The following is an 18,151-nucleotide window of genomic DNA, read 5'->3' on the forward strand; positions in this document are numbered from 1 at the left end:
GGAGTCAGATTTCGCCCTGGCGCACCAGAAAGGAAATGTTCTTCAGTTCCGAGTACACGTCCAGCGCCTCGATGCCCGGCTCACGTGTCCCATTGCCCGAAGCGCCAAAGCCACCAAAGGGCATGTGCGGCTCACTGCCGAAGGTACCGGCATTCACGTTCGCCACGCCCGCCCTGACGCGCTGCGCAAACCACATCGCGCGATCGACACTGCGCGTATGGATAGCCGCCGTGAGACCGTATTCGCTTGCATTGGCCAGGTCCAGCGCCTCGCTCATGCTCTCGACAGAGTACAGCGTGGCCACGGGACCAAACACTTCCTGGCAGCTCAGTTGCGCACGCACATCCAGCCCCTCGACCACGGTTGGCTGGACGTAATAGCCGCTGGCCAGTTCGGCTTCGCAAGGAACGCCGCCACCGCAGAGGACGCGCCCGCCCTCGGCCCTGGCCATGGCGATAGCGGCAAGAATAGACTGCTGCTGGCCTTGATTCATGACCGGACCAAGATCGCAGCCGGCAGTCACGCCTAGGCGGAGACTTCCTGCCTTGGCAACCAGGCGCTCGCGAAACGCGTCGTAGACCGAGCTGAAGACGATCAAGCGGCTGCCCGCTGCACAACGCTGCCCAGCGTTGCTGAATGCCGAAAGTGCCGCCCAATGCACCGCTTGTTCGAGGTCGGCGTCGTCACAGACCACCAGGGGATTCTTGCCACCCAACTCGAGGGAGACGCGGGCAAGCCGCTTTCCTGCCACTTCTGCAATCCAGCGACCGACGCCGGTAGACCCGGTAAAACTGATAACGGCTACCCGTGGGTTCGTAACCAGTTCCGCTCCCGCCGGCTGACCGCAGCCCTGGATGACATTCAACACGCCGTCCGGCAGGCCAGCCTCCTTGCCCAGCTGAGCGAAGAGCAAGGCAATGCGCGGCGCGTCTTCCGCCGCCTTGAGGACGACCGTGTTGCCACAGACCAGCGCCGGAAAGGTCTTCCAGGCAATGTTGGCGATCGGCGTGTTGGCGGGAACAATCAAGCCAGCAATGCCGCGTGGCTGACGTACCGTATGGCTGTACTTGCCAGGCGTTCCAGAGGTCAGCGAGCGCCCATGCAGGCGCATGCCCTCCCCCGCAAAATATTCGCCCTGGAGAATGGCGCCCGCGACCTCCCCTTTGGCGTCCTGCGGTGGCTTGCCCGTTTCGACAGCGATACACTCGGCGAGCTCGTCTGCCCGACGCCTCATACCGGCGACGATCTCGAACAGAACCTGGCCCCGTTTGACCGGCGTCAGCTCAGCCCAGCCAGGAAAGGCTGCCCCTGCCGCAGCGATGGCATCTTGCGCGTCCCGAGCCGATGAATCTGCCACCCGGTAAAGCAGCTCGCCACTATGCGGGTTGCACCTGTCCAACCAGCGATTGCCTTCGGGACGCGTCTCAAGCCCGTCAACCCAGTTACCAATTTCAGGAATATGGTTCGTCATGATCGATCAGATAGCCGTCCAGCCACCGTCGACAACCAGATTAGATCCGGTCATGTAGCGCGAGGCACTGCTTGCCAGGAAAACCACGGCGCCGTTGTACTCATCGGCATTCGCCATCCGGCCAACGGGAATGCGCCCACAATATGCATCAAGGAAGGCGTCTTCCTGATTATTGAAAACACCCGCGATCGTCAATGAATTCACCCGCACGCCAACTCGTCCCCAATACGCTGCCAGATAACGCGTCAGGTTGAGAATGCCGGACTTTGACGCCGAATAAGCGACGGGCTTGTAGAAAACCTCGCCGCGCAGCCGACGGTAGTCGTAAAGCTTCTGGTCGGGAGCGACCACGCCATAAATGGAAGCCACATTAATGATCGAGCCCCTTTCCTCCTTCGCCATCGCCGCGCCGAAAACCTGGCAACAGAGATAGACACCCTTCAGGTTGACATCGATCACCCTGTCCCAGGACGCCTCTGGATAGCTTTCGAAGGGACCATTCTCTTCCGGGGGAGAAGAGGGTGGCGAATCAATGGCTGCGTTATTGACCAGCACGGTCGGCGATCCGTATGCCCCGACGATGATCGCCAGTGCCTTTTGCAGCAGGGCCTTGTCGGTGACGCTGGATGGCACGAACAAGTAACGATCAGGATACTGCGCACTCAAGGAATCGCTTCCCGCTGAGGCTCGTATATCCAGGCCTGCGACGCGCGCGCCCCGCTGTAGGAATGCCTTGGCATATTCGTTGCCCAGCTGGCCAGACACCCCGGTGATGAGCACAACCTCGCGGCTGACGTCAAAAAGGGAATCAGCTGACATTGTTTGACGGTCCATGGCAATTGGCTTGTTTGACGTCGAAGATCAGATCGCAGACCTCGCGGACGGCGCCAAACCCTCCCGCCCGGGAGGTCCGGTACAGCACGTGAGGAAACACCTCCGGATAGGCATCGGCCACGGCGACGGGCATGCCGACCACGCTCAGGGCAGGAATGTCATTGATATCGTTACCGACAAACATTGCATCAGCCGCCTCAACGCCCCGCTCTCGGCACGCCTCGGCAACGGCCACCGCCTTGTCGACGACGCCTTGTCTGCACGCCAACCCCAGCTTCTTCGCTCGCGCCGTGACGACCGGGTTGGTCTCGGTCGAGATGATCAGCGTCTGTACCCCGACATCTCGCAAGCGCGCCAAGCCCAGCCCGTCACTTCGCCAACAGCGCACGGACTCGACACCCTCCTGACTGACGTAGACCGTGTTGTCGGTAAAAACACCGTCAAAATCGAAGACGACCAACTTGACGGTGGCCAGCTGTTCGTGGCTGAGCATGGTCATAGAGCGCGCCAGAATCCGGCCTAGGCCTGAGCCAGATCGGCATACTCGATCGGCTCGCCTTTTGCGATATCGCGCTTCGCCACGCGGCCAATCACCTGGTTGGACTCGCGAACCGGTATGTGTCGCGTATTGAAGATTCGCCCGGACAGCGAATCAAGCGTAATGGCTTGGCCGGCCTTGATATCCGTGTAGGCGATCAAGAACTTCCCCAATTTCCTGAAGACGCGCTCCGTTCCGAGTTCCTCGGTCGACTTCGGCGGCATCATATGCCGCACGCGCCCGATGTCTCTAACGAACTTCCTGAAACCTTCCGGCTCGAGGGCAAAGCTGTGATCGGTGCCTTTCCACGCTCGGTTGAGGGTGACGTGCTTCTCGAAAACACGCGCGCCCTTCAGATAGGCAACCGGTCCGGATAGAGTGCCGTTGAAATGATCCGAGGAGCCGATCGTACACTCCGGAAATTCGTTTATCAGCACGGCAATGTTGTCCAGACCAAGGCGGTTGTACTCGCAGGGATATTCCGAGACGCAGTGCAGAACCGCGACCTCATCGTGATGATCGAGCAAAACTCCTACGCTTGACCGAATCTGGTCGATCTTGCCACCGCCCACACTCATAACCACTGGCTTGCCCATTCTCGCGATCCGGTGAATGAGCGGAAGATTACCCAAGTCAAACGACGCGACTTTCAGGATATCGATATCGATTTTTTCAAGTAGCTCAAGGCTGGGCTCATCGAAGGGAGTCGACATGAACTTGACGCCGTACTTGACACAGTCTTCCTTCAGCTGCGGCAACCATTCCGGATTTAGCTCCAGACTTTCCCGATGGAGGCCATAGGTATCGGCGAAGGCGTTTTCGCTCTGATATGGAGCATCGTAGGCCTCGCTGGAAAACAAGTACTTGTTATTTCTGGTCTGGAACTTGACCGCATCAGCTCCTGCCATCGCAAAAATTCGGATGTAGTCCCTCGCCACACCCAGGTCACCTTGGTGGTTCTGCCCGACCTCCGCAATTACAAACGCATCGTTGCTTTCCAAGTGCTCTTTGAACATCGATAGACTCCAAATTGAATCGGCGGGCAGCAGCCTGACCACGATCAAGCCGCACCAATCCTAGACGAACGGCGTTTTCAGCAGAGCTTGCAAGTTTACCCTCTTTGGGGGTTCCGGGCGAACACTTCGTCAATCGCAAGCCGGGTATGAGCCCACCATCCGGCGACCGTTTCAGCGCCGATGCCCCCTGCGCCGCAACCAGAGTTCGGCCTCACGGCGAACGGTTACGGCCGCCGTCGGTGATCCGCACTGCTGCGCTTGGCTGGCTAGACGGGCAATTCGCCAATCCACAGCCCATCAACGCGCAGGGAAATCGTAGGATGCTCGGCCCTTTCTGAAATGCTGAAACCCACTGAAAACAATCGGTTTTAGCAACTGGTGCTGTAAAAGGCTAGCAGTTTCAAACAGTTCGTCAAATCGCGGTGCCAATTTTCGCGAGGCGCTGGATTCTAATTGGAAGGCGTTTCGATTGCAAGAGCGTGTTAACCGAGGCTGCCAGGTTGACGACGTCTGTATTGACGAGCCCGATCGACTTGCTAGTGGCGTAGAATATTCGGTCAGCCACCCATCAGTGCGCCACCCCATCACGCCGCACAACCTTCACCGCGGTCAGCCACAAGATATACAGATCAAACACTAGCGACTGGCGACGAAGATATTCGGCATCGAGCCTCACCTTTTCCGGAATCGGCAGTTCATCCCGCCCATTGACCTGCGCCCAGCCGGTCAAGCCGGGCAGTAGTTCGTGAACGCAGCACTTCGTGCGCAAGGCAATCAGGTCGTCCTGATTGAACAACGCCGGACGCGGACCGACGAAGCTCATCTCGCCTTTCAGGATGTTCCAGAGCTGAGGCAGCTCATCGAGACTGCTCCGGCGCAGGAACGAACCGATCGGGGTCAGGTAGGCGCCGGGATTTTGCAGCAGGTGCGTCGCCACTGCGGGCGTTCCCAGCCGCATGCTGCGGAACTTGGGCATCCGGAATACGCGGTTTCCCTTGCCCACCCGGTCAGACCAATACAGCGCAGGGCCAGGCGAAGTCAGGCGAACGAGCAGGGCGATGACGACGACCGGAAGCGCCAGGACCAGCGCAGCAAGGATACTCAGCAACACGTCGAAGGAGCGCTTGGCCATCCGTCAGTTGATCCGCTTTCGTGAACATTTGTCTGGCCGGCAGCGGCCATGACCGACGCCGTTGCCGGGCCGATCCCGGTCGCTCGGCGCGCCGTCAATCAACGTCCGACATCCCCACGCGGCCCACCCCGGGCAGCTTGATTGCCGGCGGCGAGAGGTCGATACCCAGCGACAGGCCAAGCAGATTCAGCTCAATCCCCTCTTCGGCGGCGATCGTCGCGCCGAGCAGACCGGCCAGGGAAAACTGCACGCCGCCGCCGCTCGGTGCGCTGGCAAAGACACCGCCCTGCGGCAGATAATCCTTGCCGATGGCGGTCGGCGGCAGGTCAAGGTGGAGCTCGGGCACCGCCCGCCCCAGGTAAGCGGTAAAGGTATTGCTGTTCGGACCCGGCCACAGCCGGTATTCGTGACTGTGCGGATAAGCCCGTGCCGCTTCGTGCAGGCGCCTGATCAGCGCGTCGACCTCGGCGCCGCCACGAAGCTGGCGAATCAGTGTCGGCTCGCTGCCGTACCAGTAGCCGTCCGCTTCTCCGTAATGTATGCGCACTGCATCGATTCCGCGGCTTACGCCCCAGCCGACCACTTCCAGCCGCGTGTAACGATCGGCGTCGCTGTCCTTGGTGGCGATCCAGGTGTGCACCCCGAAGATGCCGCGCCAGCCGAAGGCGCGCGCGGCATAGACCTGGATCAGCGCTTCCGGAGTGTGCCGCGGATCGGGCGCCTGTCCGCTGCTGTCGTGGCGCGCGTTGCGCCAGTCGCCCGGTCGGCTGTCGTCGCTCAAATGCCGGCTGAGAGCCACGCCCACCGGGACGACGAACAGCAAGAGCACAGCCAGCAGCACGCGCAATGGCCAAGACCTGGAAACTTTCATGTGCACACACCTCCTTGCGATCAGCGCAAAGTTCATTGGTACCTGTCGGGCGACTTTCGTTCTGGCGGCCCACCGACGCGAACAATGCACCCCACACCCTTGTGGTCGGTCAGAACCCCGGCTCCTGGTTCGGGTTTCGAGAACGGCGCAGCTTGCGCGCCTCGTCGGCGACTCGCTCACAGGCGCCTGAAGAGCCGATCCAGCGATCCCAGAGACTGCCCGCGAGAATCGACACGCCCAGCGTGGCGACGGCGACGCCTCCTTCTATCGCGGCGTTTTCAACGTCCAGGTTCAGTGCCGGATCGTGCAAGGTGCCGCCCAGCTTGATGAAGGGGTTGATCAGGTGCCCGGCGCTCAGGCCGACTCCTTGCAGCGGGACGACCTTGAAGAAGAAGGCTATTTTCTCCGAGCGCAGGTCGATAGTCCCTTTTGAGATCACTGAAAGCTCGCCGGTCTGGAGAACCACTGCCGGCGCGGTCTCGACGCGTCCCTTGCTGGCCTGGAGGTAAACCCCGCCGCATTTCAGGGTCGAGTACGGCTTCTTCCTGGCAAAGGGATTGAGCGCACTGAACAACTGGAAGGCAAAATCGCCGAACAGCACGTCCAGATCCAGCGAGCGAAACTGACCCGGCGAACTGCGCAGCCAGAAATAGCCGTCGAGCCCGGCTGCCAGGGTGCTGAAGCTGTTTCCGCTGGCAGAAAAATGACTCTCGAGGGTGTGATGCGGAAGCTTGGCTTCGTCGTCCCTGGCCATCCCGCGGACAAAAAAGATCACGTCGGTCGCCTTGAGCTGTCCCTTGACGGCTGGCTGCTTGCCGCGGACATCGAGCGTAAAGTTTGCCGCCACCTTGCCCTGTCGCCCCTGGCCCTGCAGTTGTTTCACCACCAGCACGCCGTCTTGCAGACGGGCGTCGGCCTTGACGTCGCTCAGCTGCTGGTGCCTGCCTTCCACCCTGGCCAGCGACGCCAGCAGCTTTCCGTCAAAGGTACGCAGCACGTCCAGAGGCAGCGCTTTGTCCGAGAACAGCTTGCCGCTCCTGTCGTCCTGCTCCGCCAGTTCTTTGGCCGCACTCGCCGCATCGACCTCGCTGGCCGCCTTCGTCGACGCATCCGAAGGATCCAGCAGGAGCTGCAGGTCGAGATAGTCCGAGCGCACGTCGACGTCGACGCGTGACCGGCCCGTCGTACTGATGCGCATGCTTCCCTTGAGGTCACTATCGCCGAGCGTGGCCTGAAAATCGTCCATGCGCACGCCGTCCTTGCTGCCGGTCAGGGTGCCGCTGACCGCGAACGGCAGATCGACCAGCGGCCACGCCGTCAGGCTGCCCAGTTGCGACAACTTCGGGCCCTTTACCGACAAGCGGACGGCATCGGCCGAGAAGGCCGGCTTGAAGACCAGCTTGCCGGCGAGGGCGATGCGACTGTCCGCAAATTGGCCGTCGAGTCGTTCAATATCGACGTTCGCCGGGTCGGCCGTGCCCTTGGCTTCGACGCGAAACGCGACCGGCGGCGCACGGTAGCCAGGGATTTCCGGCAGGGAGGCGCGCAGATTGCTGCCCGCGGCGGTCACATCGAAGCCGATCCGTTCGGGCGCGCCAGGCCAGCCCGTCGACAGCCGCCCGCTCAAGCGGCTGTCGGCCAGCGAAAACTGCAGCTCATTCAGCGCCATTCCCTGATCGGACATGCGCAAGCGGGTGCTCAGCGAAAAAGCCGCCGCCGGGACGCCCGCGAGAAGCGGCGGCTTGAGCAACTCGGCAAGATTCGTTCCCCTGGCCGTGATCCTGGCGTCCACGGTGGGCACCTTGCCGGAAAACCCGAGCGCACCGTCGAAGTCGAAAACGCTGCTCCCCGCTCGCGCATCCTTGCTGGTGAACTGCAGCCGGGAGCCTTGCAGCTTGAGCTTGCCTCCCAGCGCATACGCTTGCGCAGGGAAATTGGCAGCCTGCTCCTGGACCAGGAACAGGCGCGCCAGGCCACGGAGGTCTGCGCCGCGTAGTTGTGGCTCGAATTCGAAGAGCGTGTCGGCGGCCCTGAAATCGATATCCCCGCTCGCGGACAACTGATTGTCGGCGACCTCGACCGCCAGGCGGGTCACCCGCAGCCGTTCGGATAGCAGCGCGAACTCCCCGTCCATACGCGCTGAAACCGGGCCTTCCGCCGCCAGGCCAAACCCGTGCGCGCGCGCCAGTTCGCGCAGGTCCGCGGTGCTGGCACGATAGCTGAACGTGGAACCCGCCAGGTCCTTCTTCTCGCTCAGCTTGCCGGATACCTCGCCGGCAATATTGCCGAGAGCGAAGTCTCCGTGCAATTCATCGCCGCGGCCAGTATTCCTGCCCTTGACGCTGCCCTTGATGCTCAGCGGCAGGGCCGGCAGCGACGGCAACGATAGGAGCCTGGCGAAGCGATGCAGGTCGGCCACCCTGGCGTCAATGTCGAAGTCGAGCCCGCCGAGTTCCGGCCAGCGGGGCGCCACGCCTGATCCCTTGAGGCGCAGAGCGTCGCTGGCGTACGACAGCTGCCTGACTTGCAGCTCTCGCCCGCTGCGGCCGGCATCGACCTGCACGGAGAACGGTTCGTCGGGCAGATGGTCAACCCCCAGCAGCCTGCCGATCGCGGCCACACCAGGGCCTTCGGCGTGCAACAGCAGGGAGAGCTCGTCAAGCGAAGAGAGATTCTTCGTCGTCAGCTTGCCGTCCACCTTGAAGTCGCCGAAGTTGCCCTGCAGCGTGCCCGCGAGACGATCGTCGCTGGGCGCGATGCGGGCCTGCAGCTGGACCTTGCCGGCGGTCAGTTCGGGAAGCTTCAGGGTGTCCAGGATATCTGCAGCGTCGGCGGCGAGCAGTTCGACATCCAGACGCGGCGCTCGCGCATCCGACAGGCGGTCGAAGTGGCCACCACTTGCCTTGAGGTTGGCATTGGGCGCGTGCAAGTCGAAGTTGTAATCGATGGCGCCGCCGGCGATCAGCTCATGGAAAGGACCGACGCGCCCCTGTGCCTTGATCGGGCGCTCGCCGATCATCCCGTCAGTGCTGATCAGCAGCATGTTTTCCGCGTCCTGTTGCTGACTCGCGCGCACCAGGTCGATGACCAGCTCGTCAGTCAGGCCGGGGTGGCTGACACGAATCTGGACATTGCGCAGCTCGCTTTGACCGAGAACCAGGCGCAGCGGACCTGATCGCTCGCCGGGCTTCTTTTCGGCCTCGTTTCCCATCGTCCAGTTGAACTGCCCTTCCTTGCTCCACTCGAAGAACAGTGTGGCGTCGTCCGCCTGGGCATCGCTGATGACGATCGGGCCACGAACCAGGCTCCAGAGGTCGATGGAAAGCGACAGACTCTTGGCCGACAGCATGTTTGCTTGCGTGCTCCAAGCCGGATTCAGCCAGCGAATGCCAGAGCCACGGACGGTGGTGATGCGGCCGAGACTGATCGCGAAATCGCCGTCGATGTGGAAGGGGCGATCACTCAGGGCGCTGACGCCGTCTTCGAGCGCCACACGCAGGCGCTTATCGTCGAGCAGTAGCCAGGTCGCGACGCTTACCCCGGCGACGATCAGCAACGCAAATGCCAGCGCGACATAGGCTGCCCAGCGGCGCCTGCTGTGTGGCTTGGCTATTGTGTCCATTGTCGGCAATCCTGCAGACCTCATCGATTGTTGGGCGCAGCCGCTGCTGAGTGATGCGGCGCTCGCCGCTTCGATGGCGACGTTGACGCCACCGGACGCGATCTCGATTGTACGAGAGATCCGCCGCAAGGCTGGCAGCCTCGCCGCGCAGCGAGGCGTTCGCGAAGCCCGCAAACACCGATAATGTCGCTGTCGAACAGCGGATCGTAATCGCCAGACACTGCAAAACAGGCCGCCCGGCAAGCAGCGACCGTTGGCACGGAGCGAGCACGAGTGCCGCTGGCGGCCAAACACTCACCCGCTTCGGGAGGCACATCGGTATTGAATACGCTCACTTACTGGGTAGGAATGGCAGGCACGGCCGCCTTTGCGGTCACTGCGGTGCTTGCCGTCGCCCCGCGTGGCGTCGATTTCTTCGGCGCGACCGTCCTGGGAATCATCACCGCCATCGGCGGTGGAACGATCCGGGACATCATCCTCGACGTGCCGGTTTTCTGGGCCGCCGACCTGGCCTACCTCTGGGTCGCGCTCGCCGCAAGTCTCGCCGCCTTCGCTGCCAACTCTCTCTTCACGCGCAAGGAGATCTATAGCCTGATGCTCTACATCGATGGCCTGGGCGCCTCCCTGTTTGCCATCGCGGCGACCGACAAGGTCTGGGCGCTGGACTTCGGCCGACCGCTGGCCCCGGTCATCCTGGGAATCATTACGGCGATCGGTGGCGGCCTGATTCGCGACGTACTGGCCGGGCGACAAACGCTCCTCATGCGCCGCGAGATCTACGCCATACCGATCAGCTTCGGCTGCGCCCTCTACGTGGCGCTACTGGAGTTCGCCCCCGCGTATCGATCGCTCGGCGCCGCGGCGGCCATCGTGCTCATCTTCGTGCTGCGCGCAGCGGCCATCCACTGGAACCTGACCGTACCCGATCGCCTGGCCAGCAAGCCGAAAGAGGGCTGATCCGCGATCCGGCAAGGCGTCGCCACTGCCAGGTCGCCACGCTCGTCGCCGTGATGACGGGCGAGCGCGGCGAGCAAGCTACTTCTTCACCCAGCCGCCGGCCGGGTTCTGGATGTAGTTGCCCGGCACCGTCCGCGTCTCGGCCTCGCGCGCAAAGATGCGCGCCGCTTCTGCCTCGGCGATGCCGTTCTTTCTGGCAATCTGCGTGAACTCGGCTTTTCGCTGCGCATTCACGTCGGCCAGCAGCGCCTTGACGTCGGCCGGGGCGTCACTGCGGACCAGGCCGAGATAACCGTTGTTCTGCTCGCCGACCCAGCCCTGCTGCTTTGCCGTCGAGAGATCGGCGGCGAAGGCAGCGTGCGTCATCAGCAACAGGCTGAGCAAACATGCTTTGATCAATGTCTTCATGGCGTTTCCTTGGTCAACTTGGGCGTCGTTCAAAACAGGCCTTTGTTCTGGTCAAACAATTGCTGAACATCCTTCTCGACCTTGACCAGAATCTCGTGCTTGATATTCACGGTCATGTTGATTTCTATGGGCTTCTCCGGTGCCTCGACGCGAACGGTCGGTGAACACGCGGCGAGCAGAAAGGCCAGAGCGGCAATGGCAAGCAAGCGAGGGGGCCTGAACATGGGAGAGCTCCGCAACAATGAATGCGGCAAGCTTAACAAAACTATTCCAGTTTTCCCGATTGCAACTGTTCCAGAATGTGACGACTGAAGTCCCCGGAAAAGACCGCCGAACGGAACAGCCCCGGCAGCTTTCCGTTGATGTTGAGCCCCAGACGTACGGGATAGCCGTCGTAGAAATCGGGGTTGCTGCCGTTGAGTGTTGCCTGCGTGCGGTAGGCGCCATCGGAGGCATACCACAGGCGCAGGGCAAATTTCTCGAAATGGAAGTTGCGCAAGGCGAGCAGGCCGGGGTTTCCGGGAAGCTCCAGCGTTGGCGCGTACTGGACGGTGCCGACGCCAGGGCTGCTCAGCTGGCCATCGTCGATTTCGACGCCGCCGTCGCCATAGCCGAGAGGCAGCAGGCCATCGAGCTGGCCGCTTCCCGACAGACCGTGAACCTTGAACAGGGCGAGCAACTGGCCCAGATCGACGTGGCGAATCTGCAGCGGCAGGGTTTCTCCCGCTGGCGGCCAGGGCAGCTTGAGCGGCTCGCTGTGCACGCTGCCGCCGAGCAGTCCGACGCGCAGGGCGTGCACGCTCAGCGCCTTTTCTGCCAGCGCCAGATCGACGTTCAGATCGGTCACTGGCGTTCCGCTCGCCAACTCGCCGTCCCGCGCAGAAAACTGGAGGCGGCCGCGCAAGGGATGCACGCCGTCGAGCTGCAGCCTGGCCTGCACGGCGTGCGCGCGCGCCTGGTCCCAGCCCAGATCGGCGGCACGAACCACCAGCACTCCCCTGGCGTCGAGGCGCGGCGGCGAGCGCGACGGCGTGCACCAGCTCAGGGTGAGCCTGGCATCGACTTCGCCGGCCTGAAGGTCCAGGGCCTGCAACGCGGCGGGACGCGGCTGCAGCAGCTTTCCCAGCGCCGGCAGGCTTTGTGCCGCGTTCAGCGTCGCCTCGCCACAGCCCCGCGCGAGCCGGTGCGACCCGGCAAAGGCGAGGACGTCCTTTCCCTGCAGGAGCAGGGAGCCATCACCGCGCAAAGTGCCGCCGCTGAGCCTCAGACGAGCGCGCAGGTCGGGCGCCGGGCCGCCACCGAAACGGACGCCGTCGGCGGCGATGCGCAGTTCGCCCTCGGCGGCGGCAAGCCCCCGCGCCTGCTCGGTGCCTGCCCCACCACCTCTACCGGCGCCATTTTCTTGCCCCGCGAAGCGCAGGCGCAGCAGCTGCAGGTGGCTGCTGGCGAGTGTCAGCGCCTGTCCCGAGTCAGGCTTGACTTTCATTTGCGCGCTGCTGGCTTCACCACTGATCACCAGGCTGTTCCAGAAATCGCCGCCCGCCTTTGCCGCAGCCGTGGCGCTCACTTGCCACCTGGCAGGCTGAACGCTCAGCGGCGCATCGCCCGACCATGACAAACGCCCAAGATCAAGCTGCAAGGCGAGCTCGCCGCTGACTTCGGCGGAGCGCGCCCAGTGCAGCGCGACGTCGCCCGCCACCCGCATGTCGCGCGCCCGGACGGCTTCCCCGCGCCAGTCTTTCATCCGCCCCGTGATACGCAGTTGCCCGTCGGCGACACGCCAGTCGCCCAAGCCATCGCCTCCGCCCAGGCTGAGCCGGTGCAGCGTGCCTTGCCATCGTCCCCATTGCGGCGAATCCAGCGCGAACGGAAACTCGCCGGCGTTGACCGCCAGGCCATCGCCCCAGCGCAGCGCAAACGACTTCTCGAGCCGACTGCTCGCCTGCAGCGGCTGTTCGCCAGCGAGCGTCGCCTGCCAGCGCAAACCCGGCTGCAAGACGAGCTCTGCCGCCGACGCTTGCCAGGCGAAGCGCGCCTTGCCGGCCAGGGCAAGCGCGAGCGGGGCAGCCGCGTCGGCAAGCTCGATTCCGCCAGCGCTGACTTCCGCTTCACCACTGAGCACACGGACGCTTCCCGACGCCGCGCCGAATTGCACTTCGGCCTGCAGGCTCAGCGTGCCGCTCGCGGTAGCCGCCGGCAGCGCTACGCCCAGGCTGCGCGCCAGCTCGACGAGCAATGGCAGCGGCACCTGGGCGACGAGCCTTGCCGGCTGCTCTTCGGGTTGGCGACCGACGCGCAGCCGCGCGTCCGCCCCCGGCCCGACGGCAGGCAACCACTGCACATGAAATTCAGGCGCATCGCCCGCAGTTTGCGGCGCGGGGGAACGCGCCGTCAGCCGCAACAGGTCGCCGTCGGGACGGAATTCCGCCTGCAGCTGGCTCTCGCTTTGGCGCAAGTGGAAGCTGCCATGGACGTCGAGTTGCGAACGCGGTGAGCGGACCACGACAAGCCGCAGGTCGCCAACCCGAACCTCGTTCCATGGCAGGACCGGCCACTCGATTCGTGGCCAGGGGGACGGCGGCAGCGTCACTTCCCCGGGCAAAATCTCCAGCTCGGCGCTGCCGATGTCCAGGCGCTCGACCTGCGCACGCGGCAGCGAATAGCCGACCGCGATGTCGCGCAAGACGATCCGCAAACGGTCGCCGCCGGGACTTTGATAAACGGCGCGCACTTCGCGCAGGCGCGCGTCTTCGGCGCCCACCTGATCGACGTCGACGTGCAGCGCCTGCAGCCCCGGAATGGTCAGCCAGCGCTCCGCCGCCATGCCCAGCAGCCGCGGCAGCGCCAGCCAGAGCACGAACAGCGCCAACAGCGCTGCCAGCAACCAGGGCGCAGCACGGCGGTACGCCGGTGTCGGTTCTAGCATTCCAACACCCATCCAGGCGACGAGCAGAAAGCGGTCAAGGCCAAGCGCAAGCGGCCGGCAGACGCCGCGGGTCGCTCGCTACGCGAAACGCTCGCGCAACGACAACGCGTAGGCAGCGGCTTGCGGCGCCCCCTCGGCCGGCGCCCATGGCGCACGCTCGGCCTCGTCCAGCGGCAGGTAGGGACCGCCCTTGGCTTCGAGCATCACCGTGCCGGGGTCGAGCGCCAGAACGGTGTGATAAACGCCGTGCGGGATGTCGACGCCGCAGATCGGGCCCATTGGCGCCAGGACTGCGGTCTGCTGCACCTGGCCAAGCTCGTCGAAGAAAACGACGCCCAGCCGCCCACGCAGGACGATCATCGTTTCGTCCTTGTTGGCGTCGAGATGACGGTGCGGCATCAGGTAGGAGCCGGGCTCGATGGCGTTGAGCAGGCGATGCGCGGGCGCCGCATCGTCGGCGTGAAAGTTGCGGTTCTTGCGCTGGCGCGGACTGCGGCTGGCTTCGCCACTGACGCTGTCGAGCAGCGCCTGGTCGATCAGCAGGGGGGATTTCATGGCCGTACTCACTTCAGGTTGTGGGCTGAAAGAAGGGCGACCTGGCCGCCCATGAAGGCGACCTTGATACCGCGCTCATCGCCTCCCCAGACACAGCTGCGCACGCCGATCATTTCATCGCAGCGTGCCGGATCGCCGAGGATCAGCTTGACCTCGTCGTACGACTGACCAACCTTGAGCTGGTTGTAGTTGTCGAGGCTGAGTTTGTCGGTACAGCCAAGCAAAAGCACAGCAAGGACTAGCGGCCCGAAGGGTGATCCAAGGGCGCGCAGCAGCCTGTTTCTGATCATCGACAGCTCCTGTTGAAAAGATGACTCATGACGTCGATCAGGGGTAGTCGACACTGACGTTTTCGCTGCTCAGCCACTCGCGCAACGCGGCCAGCAGATCGTCCTCGAGACGCACCCGATTGGCGTCACCAAACGCCAGTTCGCAAGTCGCCTCGCCGTTGTGGTAGGCCAGCCGCACCGGGCAGTTGCCCGGCGTATACGGCGCCAGCAGGCTGCGCAGGCGTTGCGCCGCGGCGCTGGCGTTGGCGCCACTGGCGTGGCCGTTGAGCGACAGGCGAAGATGGCGGGCAAAACGGCCGCGCGCCTCGGCAAGCGTCAACAGGCGCTCGGCGACGACCTTCAAGCGGCCTTCGCCGGCAAAATCGTCACGCTGCACCTTGCCTTCGACGATCAGTACCTCGTCCTCCCTGATCTTGGCGCGTTCGGCGTCGAGCAGCTCGCTGAACACCGACACTTCGAGCGAACTGGTGCCGTCGTCGAGCTGGATGAAGACCATCTTGCCGCGCGCAGTGAACTTGCTGCGCACGCCGACCACCAGCCCGGCGAGGAACTGCGGCTCCTTGCGCGCCTCCAGCGCGGCCAGCGGCTTGCGCGCAAAGCGCGACACCTCGGCCTGCAGCTCGTGAAAAGGGTGACCGGAAAAATAGAAGCCGAGCGCGATCTTTTCCTCGTTGAGTCGCTGCCTTTCGCTCCACCGCGGCACTTCGACGTAACGCGCGCCATGCGCTCCACCGTGCGCGTCGTCACCGCCGTCGAGGACGTCGAACAGGCTCACCTGCATGGCGTTGCGCTCGGCCTGCTCGGCGGCTTCGATGGCGATGCCGACCGACGCCAACAGGCGCGCACGATGGTCGTCGAGTGCGTCGAAGGCACCGGCACGAATCAGCGCCTCGATGGTGCGCCGGTTGACCATGCGCTTGTCCGAGCGGCGACAGAAATCGAAGAGATCCTTGAACGCCCCCCCTGCTGCGCGGGCGTCGAGAATCGTATTCACCGCCTGCTCGCCAGTCCCCTTGACCGCGCCCAGTCCGTAGCGAACACGGCTGCGATCGACTGGCGTGAAGCGGTACTGAGAGGCATTGATGTCCGGGCCAAGAATCTGCAGGCCGTTACTGAGCGCGTCGTCGTGGACGATCTTCACCGAGTCGGTGTTGTCCATGTCCGACGACAGGGTCGCCGCCATGAAGGCCGCGCAATGGTGCGCCTTTAGCCAGGCCGTATGGTAGGTGATCACCGCGTAGGCGGCGGTGTGCGACTTGTTGAAGCCGTACTCGGCGAATTTCTCCATCAGGTCGAAAAGCTGCATGACCAGCTTTTCGTCATAGCCCTTGAGCTTCGCGCCATCGCGCATCATGCCGCGATGCTTGGCCATCTCCTCGGCCTTCTTCTTGCCCATCGCACGGCGCAAGAGATCAGCGGAACCGAGCGTATAGCCGCCGATGATCTGCGCGATCTGCATCACCTGTTCCTGATAGACGATGACGCCGTAAGTCGGTTCGAGGCAGGCCTTCAGGTCGTCGATGAAGTAGTCGATCTTCTGCTGGCCCTTCTTGCGCAGGATGAAGTCGTCGACCATTCCCGAGCCCAGCGGACCCGGCCGGTACAGCGCGAGGACGGCGATGATGTCCTCGAAACGGTCGGGCGCCAGCTTGCGCACCAGCTTCTTCATGCCCTCCGATTCCACCTGGAAGATGGCGGTGGTATTGCCGTCCTTGAGAATCTGGTAGGTACCGGGATCGTCGAAGGCCAGCGTCGCCAGATCGGGGCGCTCGCCGCTCAGCTGCTCGACGTACTTGAGCGCCAGTTCGATGATCGTCAGGTTGCGCAGGCCGAGGAAGTCGAACTTCACCAGGCCGATTTTCTCGACGTCGTCCTTGTCGTACTGCGAAACCACCGAGCCGCCACCGTCGGCCGAATAGATCGGGCAGAAGTCGGTCAGCTTGCCGGGGGCGATGAGCACGCCGCCGGCGTGCATGCCGACGTTGCGCGTCAGGTCTTCGAGACGGGCGGCGAGGTCGAAGAGTTCCTTGACCTCCTCTTCCTCTTCGATGCGCGCCTGCAGTTGCGGTTCGGCGAGCAGCGACTTGGCCAGCGACAGCGGCTTGTTGGTCTCCACCGGGATCAGCTTGGAAAGCTGGTCGCAAAAGGTGTACGGCAAATCGAGCACGCGCCCGACGTCGCGGATGACCGCCTTCGAAGACATGGTTCCGAAAGTGACGATCTGCGAAACCGCCGCCGCGCCGTACTTCTCGCGCACGTATTCGATCACCCGCCAGCGATTGTCCTGGCAGAAGTCGATGTCGAAGTCGGGCATCGACACCCGCTCGGGGTTGAGGAAGCGCTCGAAGAGCAAGGCGTAGCGCAGCGGGTCGAGGTCGGTGATTGCCAGTGCGTAGGCGACGACCGAACCGGCGCCCGAACCCCGCCCGGGTCCCACCGGGCAACCGTTGTGCCGCGCCCAGTTGATGAAATCGGCAACGATCAGGAAGTAGCCGGGGAATCCCATCGCGACGATGGTGTCGGTCTCCAGCTGCAGGCGCGCGTCGTAGGCCGGCCGCTGCGCGGCGCGCTCGGCGGCGTCGGGGAAGAGCTGCTGCAAGCGGACCTCAAGGCCGGCGACGGCTTCCTGGCGCAGGAAATCAGCCAGCGTCACGCCCTCCGGAGTCGGAAAGTCCGGCAGGTAGCTCTTGCCGAGCGTGATCTGCAGATTGCAGCGCTTGGCGATCTCCACCGCGTTCTCGAGCGCTTCGGGAAGGTCGGCGAAGAGCGCGACCATCTCGGCGGTGGACTTGAAATACTGCTCTTCGGTGTACAGCTTCGGGCGGCGCACGTCGCCGAGCATGTAGCCCTCGGCAATGCAGACGCGCGCCTCGTGCGCCTTGAAGTCGTCGCGTTCGAGAAACTGGATCGGATGCGTGGCGACCAGCGGCAACTCGAGTTCGGCCGCGAGATCGGCGGTTGCGGTGAGCAGAAACTCCTGTTGCGGCTGGCCGTAGCGCTGCACTTCGAGATAGAAAGCACCCGGGAAAAGCTGCTCCCAGCGGCGTGCGCAAAGCGTCGCCTGATCGACCTTTCCCTGCAGCAGCGCTTCGCCAATATCGCCGGCAGCGGCGCCCGAGAGCGCGATCAGACCATCGACGCCCACCTCGTGCAGCATGCGGCGGCTGACCTCGGCGCGTCCGCGCACGCGCGGCGCCAGGTAGGCGCGCGACAGCAACTCGCACAGTTGCCGGTAGCCCTGCCCCGAGCGAACCAGCAACAGCAGTCGATACGGACGGTCGGGATCGGCGTCGTTGGCGATGAAGATATCGCTGCCGAGCAGCGGCTTGATCCCCTTGCCACGCGCCGAAGAGTAGAACTTGACCAGACCGAAGACGTTCGCCAGGTCGGTGAGCGCCAGGGCCGGCATGCCGTCACTGGCCGCACGAGCCAGCGCATCACCGAGACGGACGATGCCGTCGGTAACCGAATACTCGCTGTGCAGACGAAGATGGACAAACGGGGTTTCAGGCATCGCGCCATTTTACGCCG

14 protein-coding genes are annotated in these 18,151 nt (G+C 63.7%); 1 reads left to right on the forward strand and 13 read right to left on the reverse strand.

The window, feature by feature from the left end:
* Nucleotides 1-4: 4 nt before the first annotated feature.
* From QZ634_RS11085 to QZ634_RS11115, 7 genes are all read right to left on the reverse strand, one after another.
* On the reverse strand, nucleotides 5-1,471 hold the full coding sequence (locus QZ634_RS11085; RefSeq protein ID WP_291988341.1) for an aldehyde dehydrogenase family protein: 1,467 nt from the start codon (nucleotides 1,469-1,471) through the stop codon (nucleotides 5-7).
* 6 nt (nucleotides 1,472-1,477) lie between these two features.
* Complete coding sequence (locus QZ634_RS11090; RefSeq protein WP_291902126.1) at nucleotides 1,478-2,290, reverse strand: SDR family oxidoreductase; 813 nt, start codon at nucleotides 2,288-2,290, stop codon at nucleotides 1,478-1,480.
* The gene (locus tag QZ634_RS11095; protein ID WP_291988343.1) at nucleotides 2,280-2,804 is read right to left on the reverse strand and encodes an HAD hydrolase family protein; all 525 of its coding nucleotides are present in this window, start codon (nucleotides 2,802-2,804) and stop codon (nucleotides 2,280-2,282) included. Before QZ634_RS11095 ends, QZ634_RS11090 begins: the two co-directional genes overlap by 11 nt.
* 20 nt (nucleotides 2,805-2,824) lie before the next feature.
* Nucleotides 2,825-3,859 carry an N-acetylneuraminate synthase family protein gene (locus QZ634_RS11100; RefSeq protein WP_291988345.1) on the reverse strand — a complete coding sequence of 345 codons (1,035 nt, stop codon included), beginning with the start codon at nucleotides 3,857-3,859 and terminating at the stop codon, nucleotides 2,825-2,827.
* Between the two features lie 568 nt (nucleotides 3,860-4,427).
* Nucleotides 4,428-4,991: a sugar transferase gene (locus QZ634_RS11105; RefSeq protein WP_291988346.1), complete on the reverse strand. Its 564-nt coding sequence runs from the start codon at nucleotides 4,989-4,991 to the stop codon at nucleotides 4,428-4,430.
* 94 nt (nucleotides 4,992-5,085) lie between these two features.
* The gene (locus tag QZ634_RS11110; RefSeq protein WP_291988349.1) at nucleotides 5,086-5,862 is read right to left on the reverse strand and encodes a DUF3750 domain-containing protein; all 777 of its coding nucleotides are present in this window, start codon (nucleotides 5,860-5,862) and stop codon (nucleotides 5,086-5,088) included.
* A gap of 109 nt (nucleotides 5,863-5,971) precedes the next feature.
* The gene (locus QZ634_RS11115; protein ID WP_291988350.1) at nucleotides 5,972-9,484 is read right to left on the reverse strand and encodes an AsmA family protein; all 3,513 of its coding nucleotides are present in this window, start codon (nucleotides 9,482-9,484) and stop codon (nucleotides 5,972-5,974) included.
* A 321-nt stretch (nucleotides 9,485-9,805) separates the two neighbouring features.
* On the opposite strand from QZ634_RS11115, the gene QZ634_RS11120 reads away from it, so the two are divergent.
* The gene (locus tag QZ634_RS11120; RefSeq protein WP_291863015.1) at nucleotides 9,806-10,441 is read left to right on the forward strand and encodes a TRIC cation channel family protein; all 636 of its coding nucleotides are present in this window, start codon (nucleotides 9,806-9,808) and stop codon (nucleotides 10,439-10,441) included.
* Between the two features lie 78 nt (nucleotides 10,442-10,519).
* Here the strand turns inward: QZ634_RS11120 and QZ634_RS11125 are convergent, their stop codons facing one another.
* The 6 genes from QZ634_RS11125 to dnaE form a co-directional block, all read right to left on the reverse strand.
* Nucleotides 10,520-10,849 carry a YdbL family protein gene (locus QZ634_RS11125; RefSeq protein WP_291988351.1) on the reverse strand — a complete coding sequence of 110 codons (330 nt, stop codon included), beginning with the start codon at nucleotides 10,847-10,849 and terminating at the stop codon, nucleotides 10,520-10,522.
* Nucleotides 10,850-10,878: 29 nt separating this feature from the next.
* Nucleotides 10,879-11,073 (reverse strand): YnbE family lipoprotein, encoded by a 195-nt coding sequence (locus tag QZ634_RS11130; RefSeq protein WP_291988353.1) that lies wholly within the window; start codon nucleotides 11,071-11,073, stop codon nucleotides 10,879-10,881.
* 41 nt (nucleotides 11,074-11,114) lie between these two features.
* Nucleotides 11,115-13,775 carry a YdbH domain-containing protein gene (locus QZ634_RS11135; protein WP_291988355.1) on the reverse strand — a complete coding sequence of 887 codons (2,661 nt, stop codon included), beginning with the start codon at nucleotides 13,773-13,775 and terminating at the stop codon, nucleotides 11,115-11,117.
* Between the two features lie 78 nt (nucleotides 13,776-13,853).
* Nucleotides 13,854-14,330, reverse strand: a complete 477-nt coding sequence (locus tag QZ634_RS11140; RefSeq protein WP_291988357.1) for a WbuC family cupin fold metalloprotein — start codon at nucleotides 14,328-14,330, stop codon at nucleotides 13,854-13,856.
* Between the two features lie 8 nt (nucleotides 14,331-14,338).
* Nucleotides 14,339-14,620 carry a hypothetical protein gene (locus QZ634_RS11145; RefSeq protein ID WP_291988359.1) on the reverse strand — a complete coding sequence of 94 codons (282 nt, stop codon included), beginning with the start codon at nucleotides 14,618-14,620 and terminating at the stop codon, nucleotides 14,339-14,341.
* 37 nt (nucleotides 14,621-14,657) lie between these two features.
* Nucleotides 14,658-18,134, reverse strand: coding sequence for a DNA polymerase III subunit alpha (gene dnaE, locus QZ634_RS11150; RefSeq protein WP_291988361.1), 3,477 nt, complete (start codon nucleotides 18,132-18,134; stop codon nucleotides 14,658-14,660).
* Nucleotides 18,135-18,151: the final 17 nt, after the last annotated feature.

The organism is Candidatus Accumulibacter sp. ACC007, assembly GCF_907163205.1.
GTDB classification, from domain to species: domain Bacteria; phylum Pseudomonadota; class Gammaproteobacteria; order Burkholderiales; family Rhodocyclaceae; genus Accumulibacter; species Accumulibacter regalis.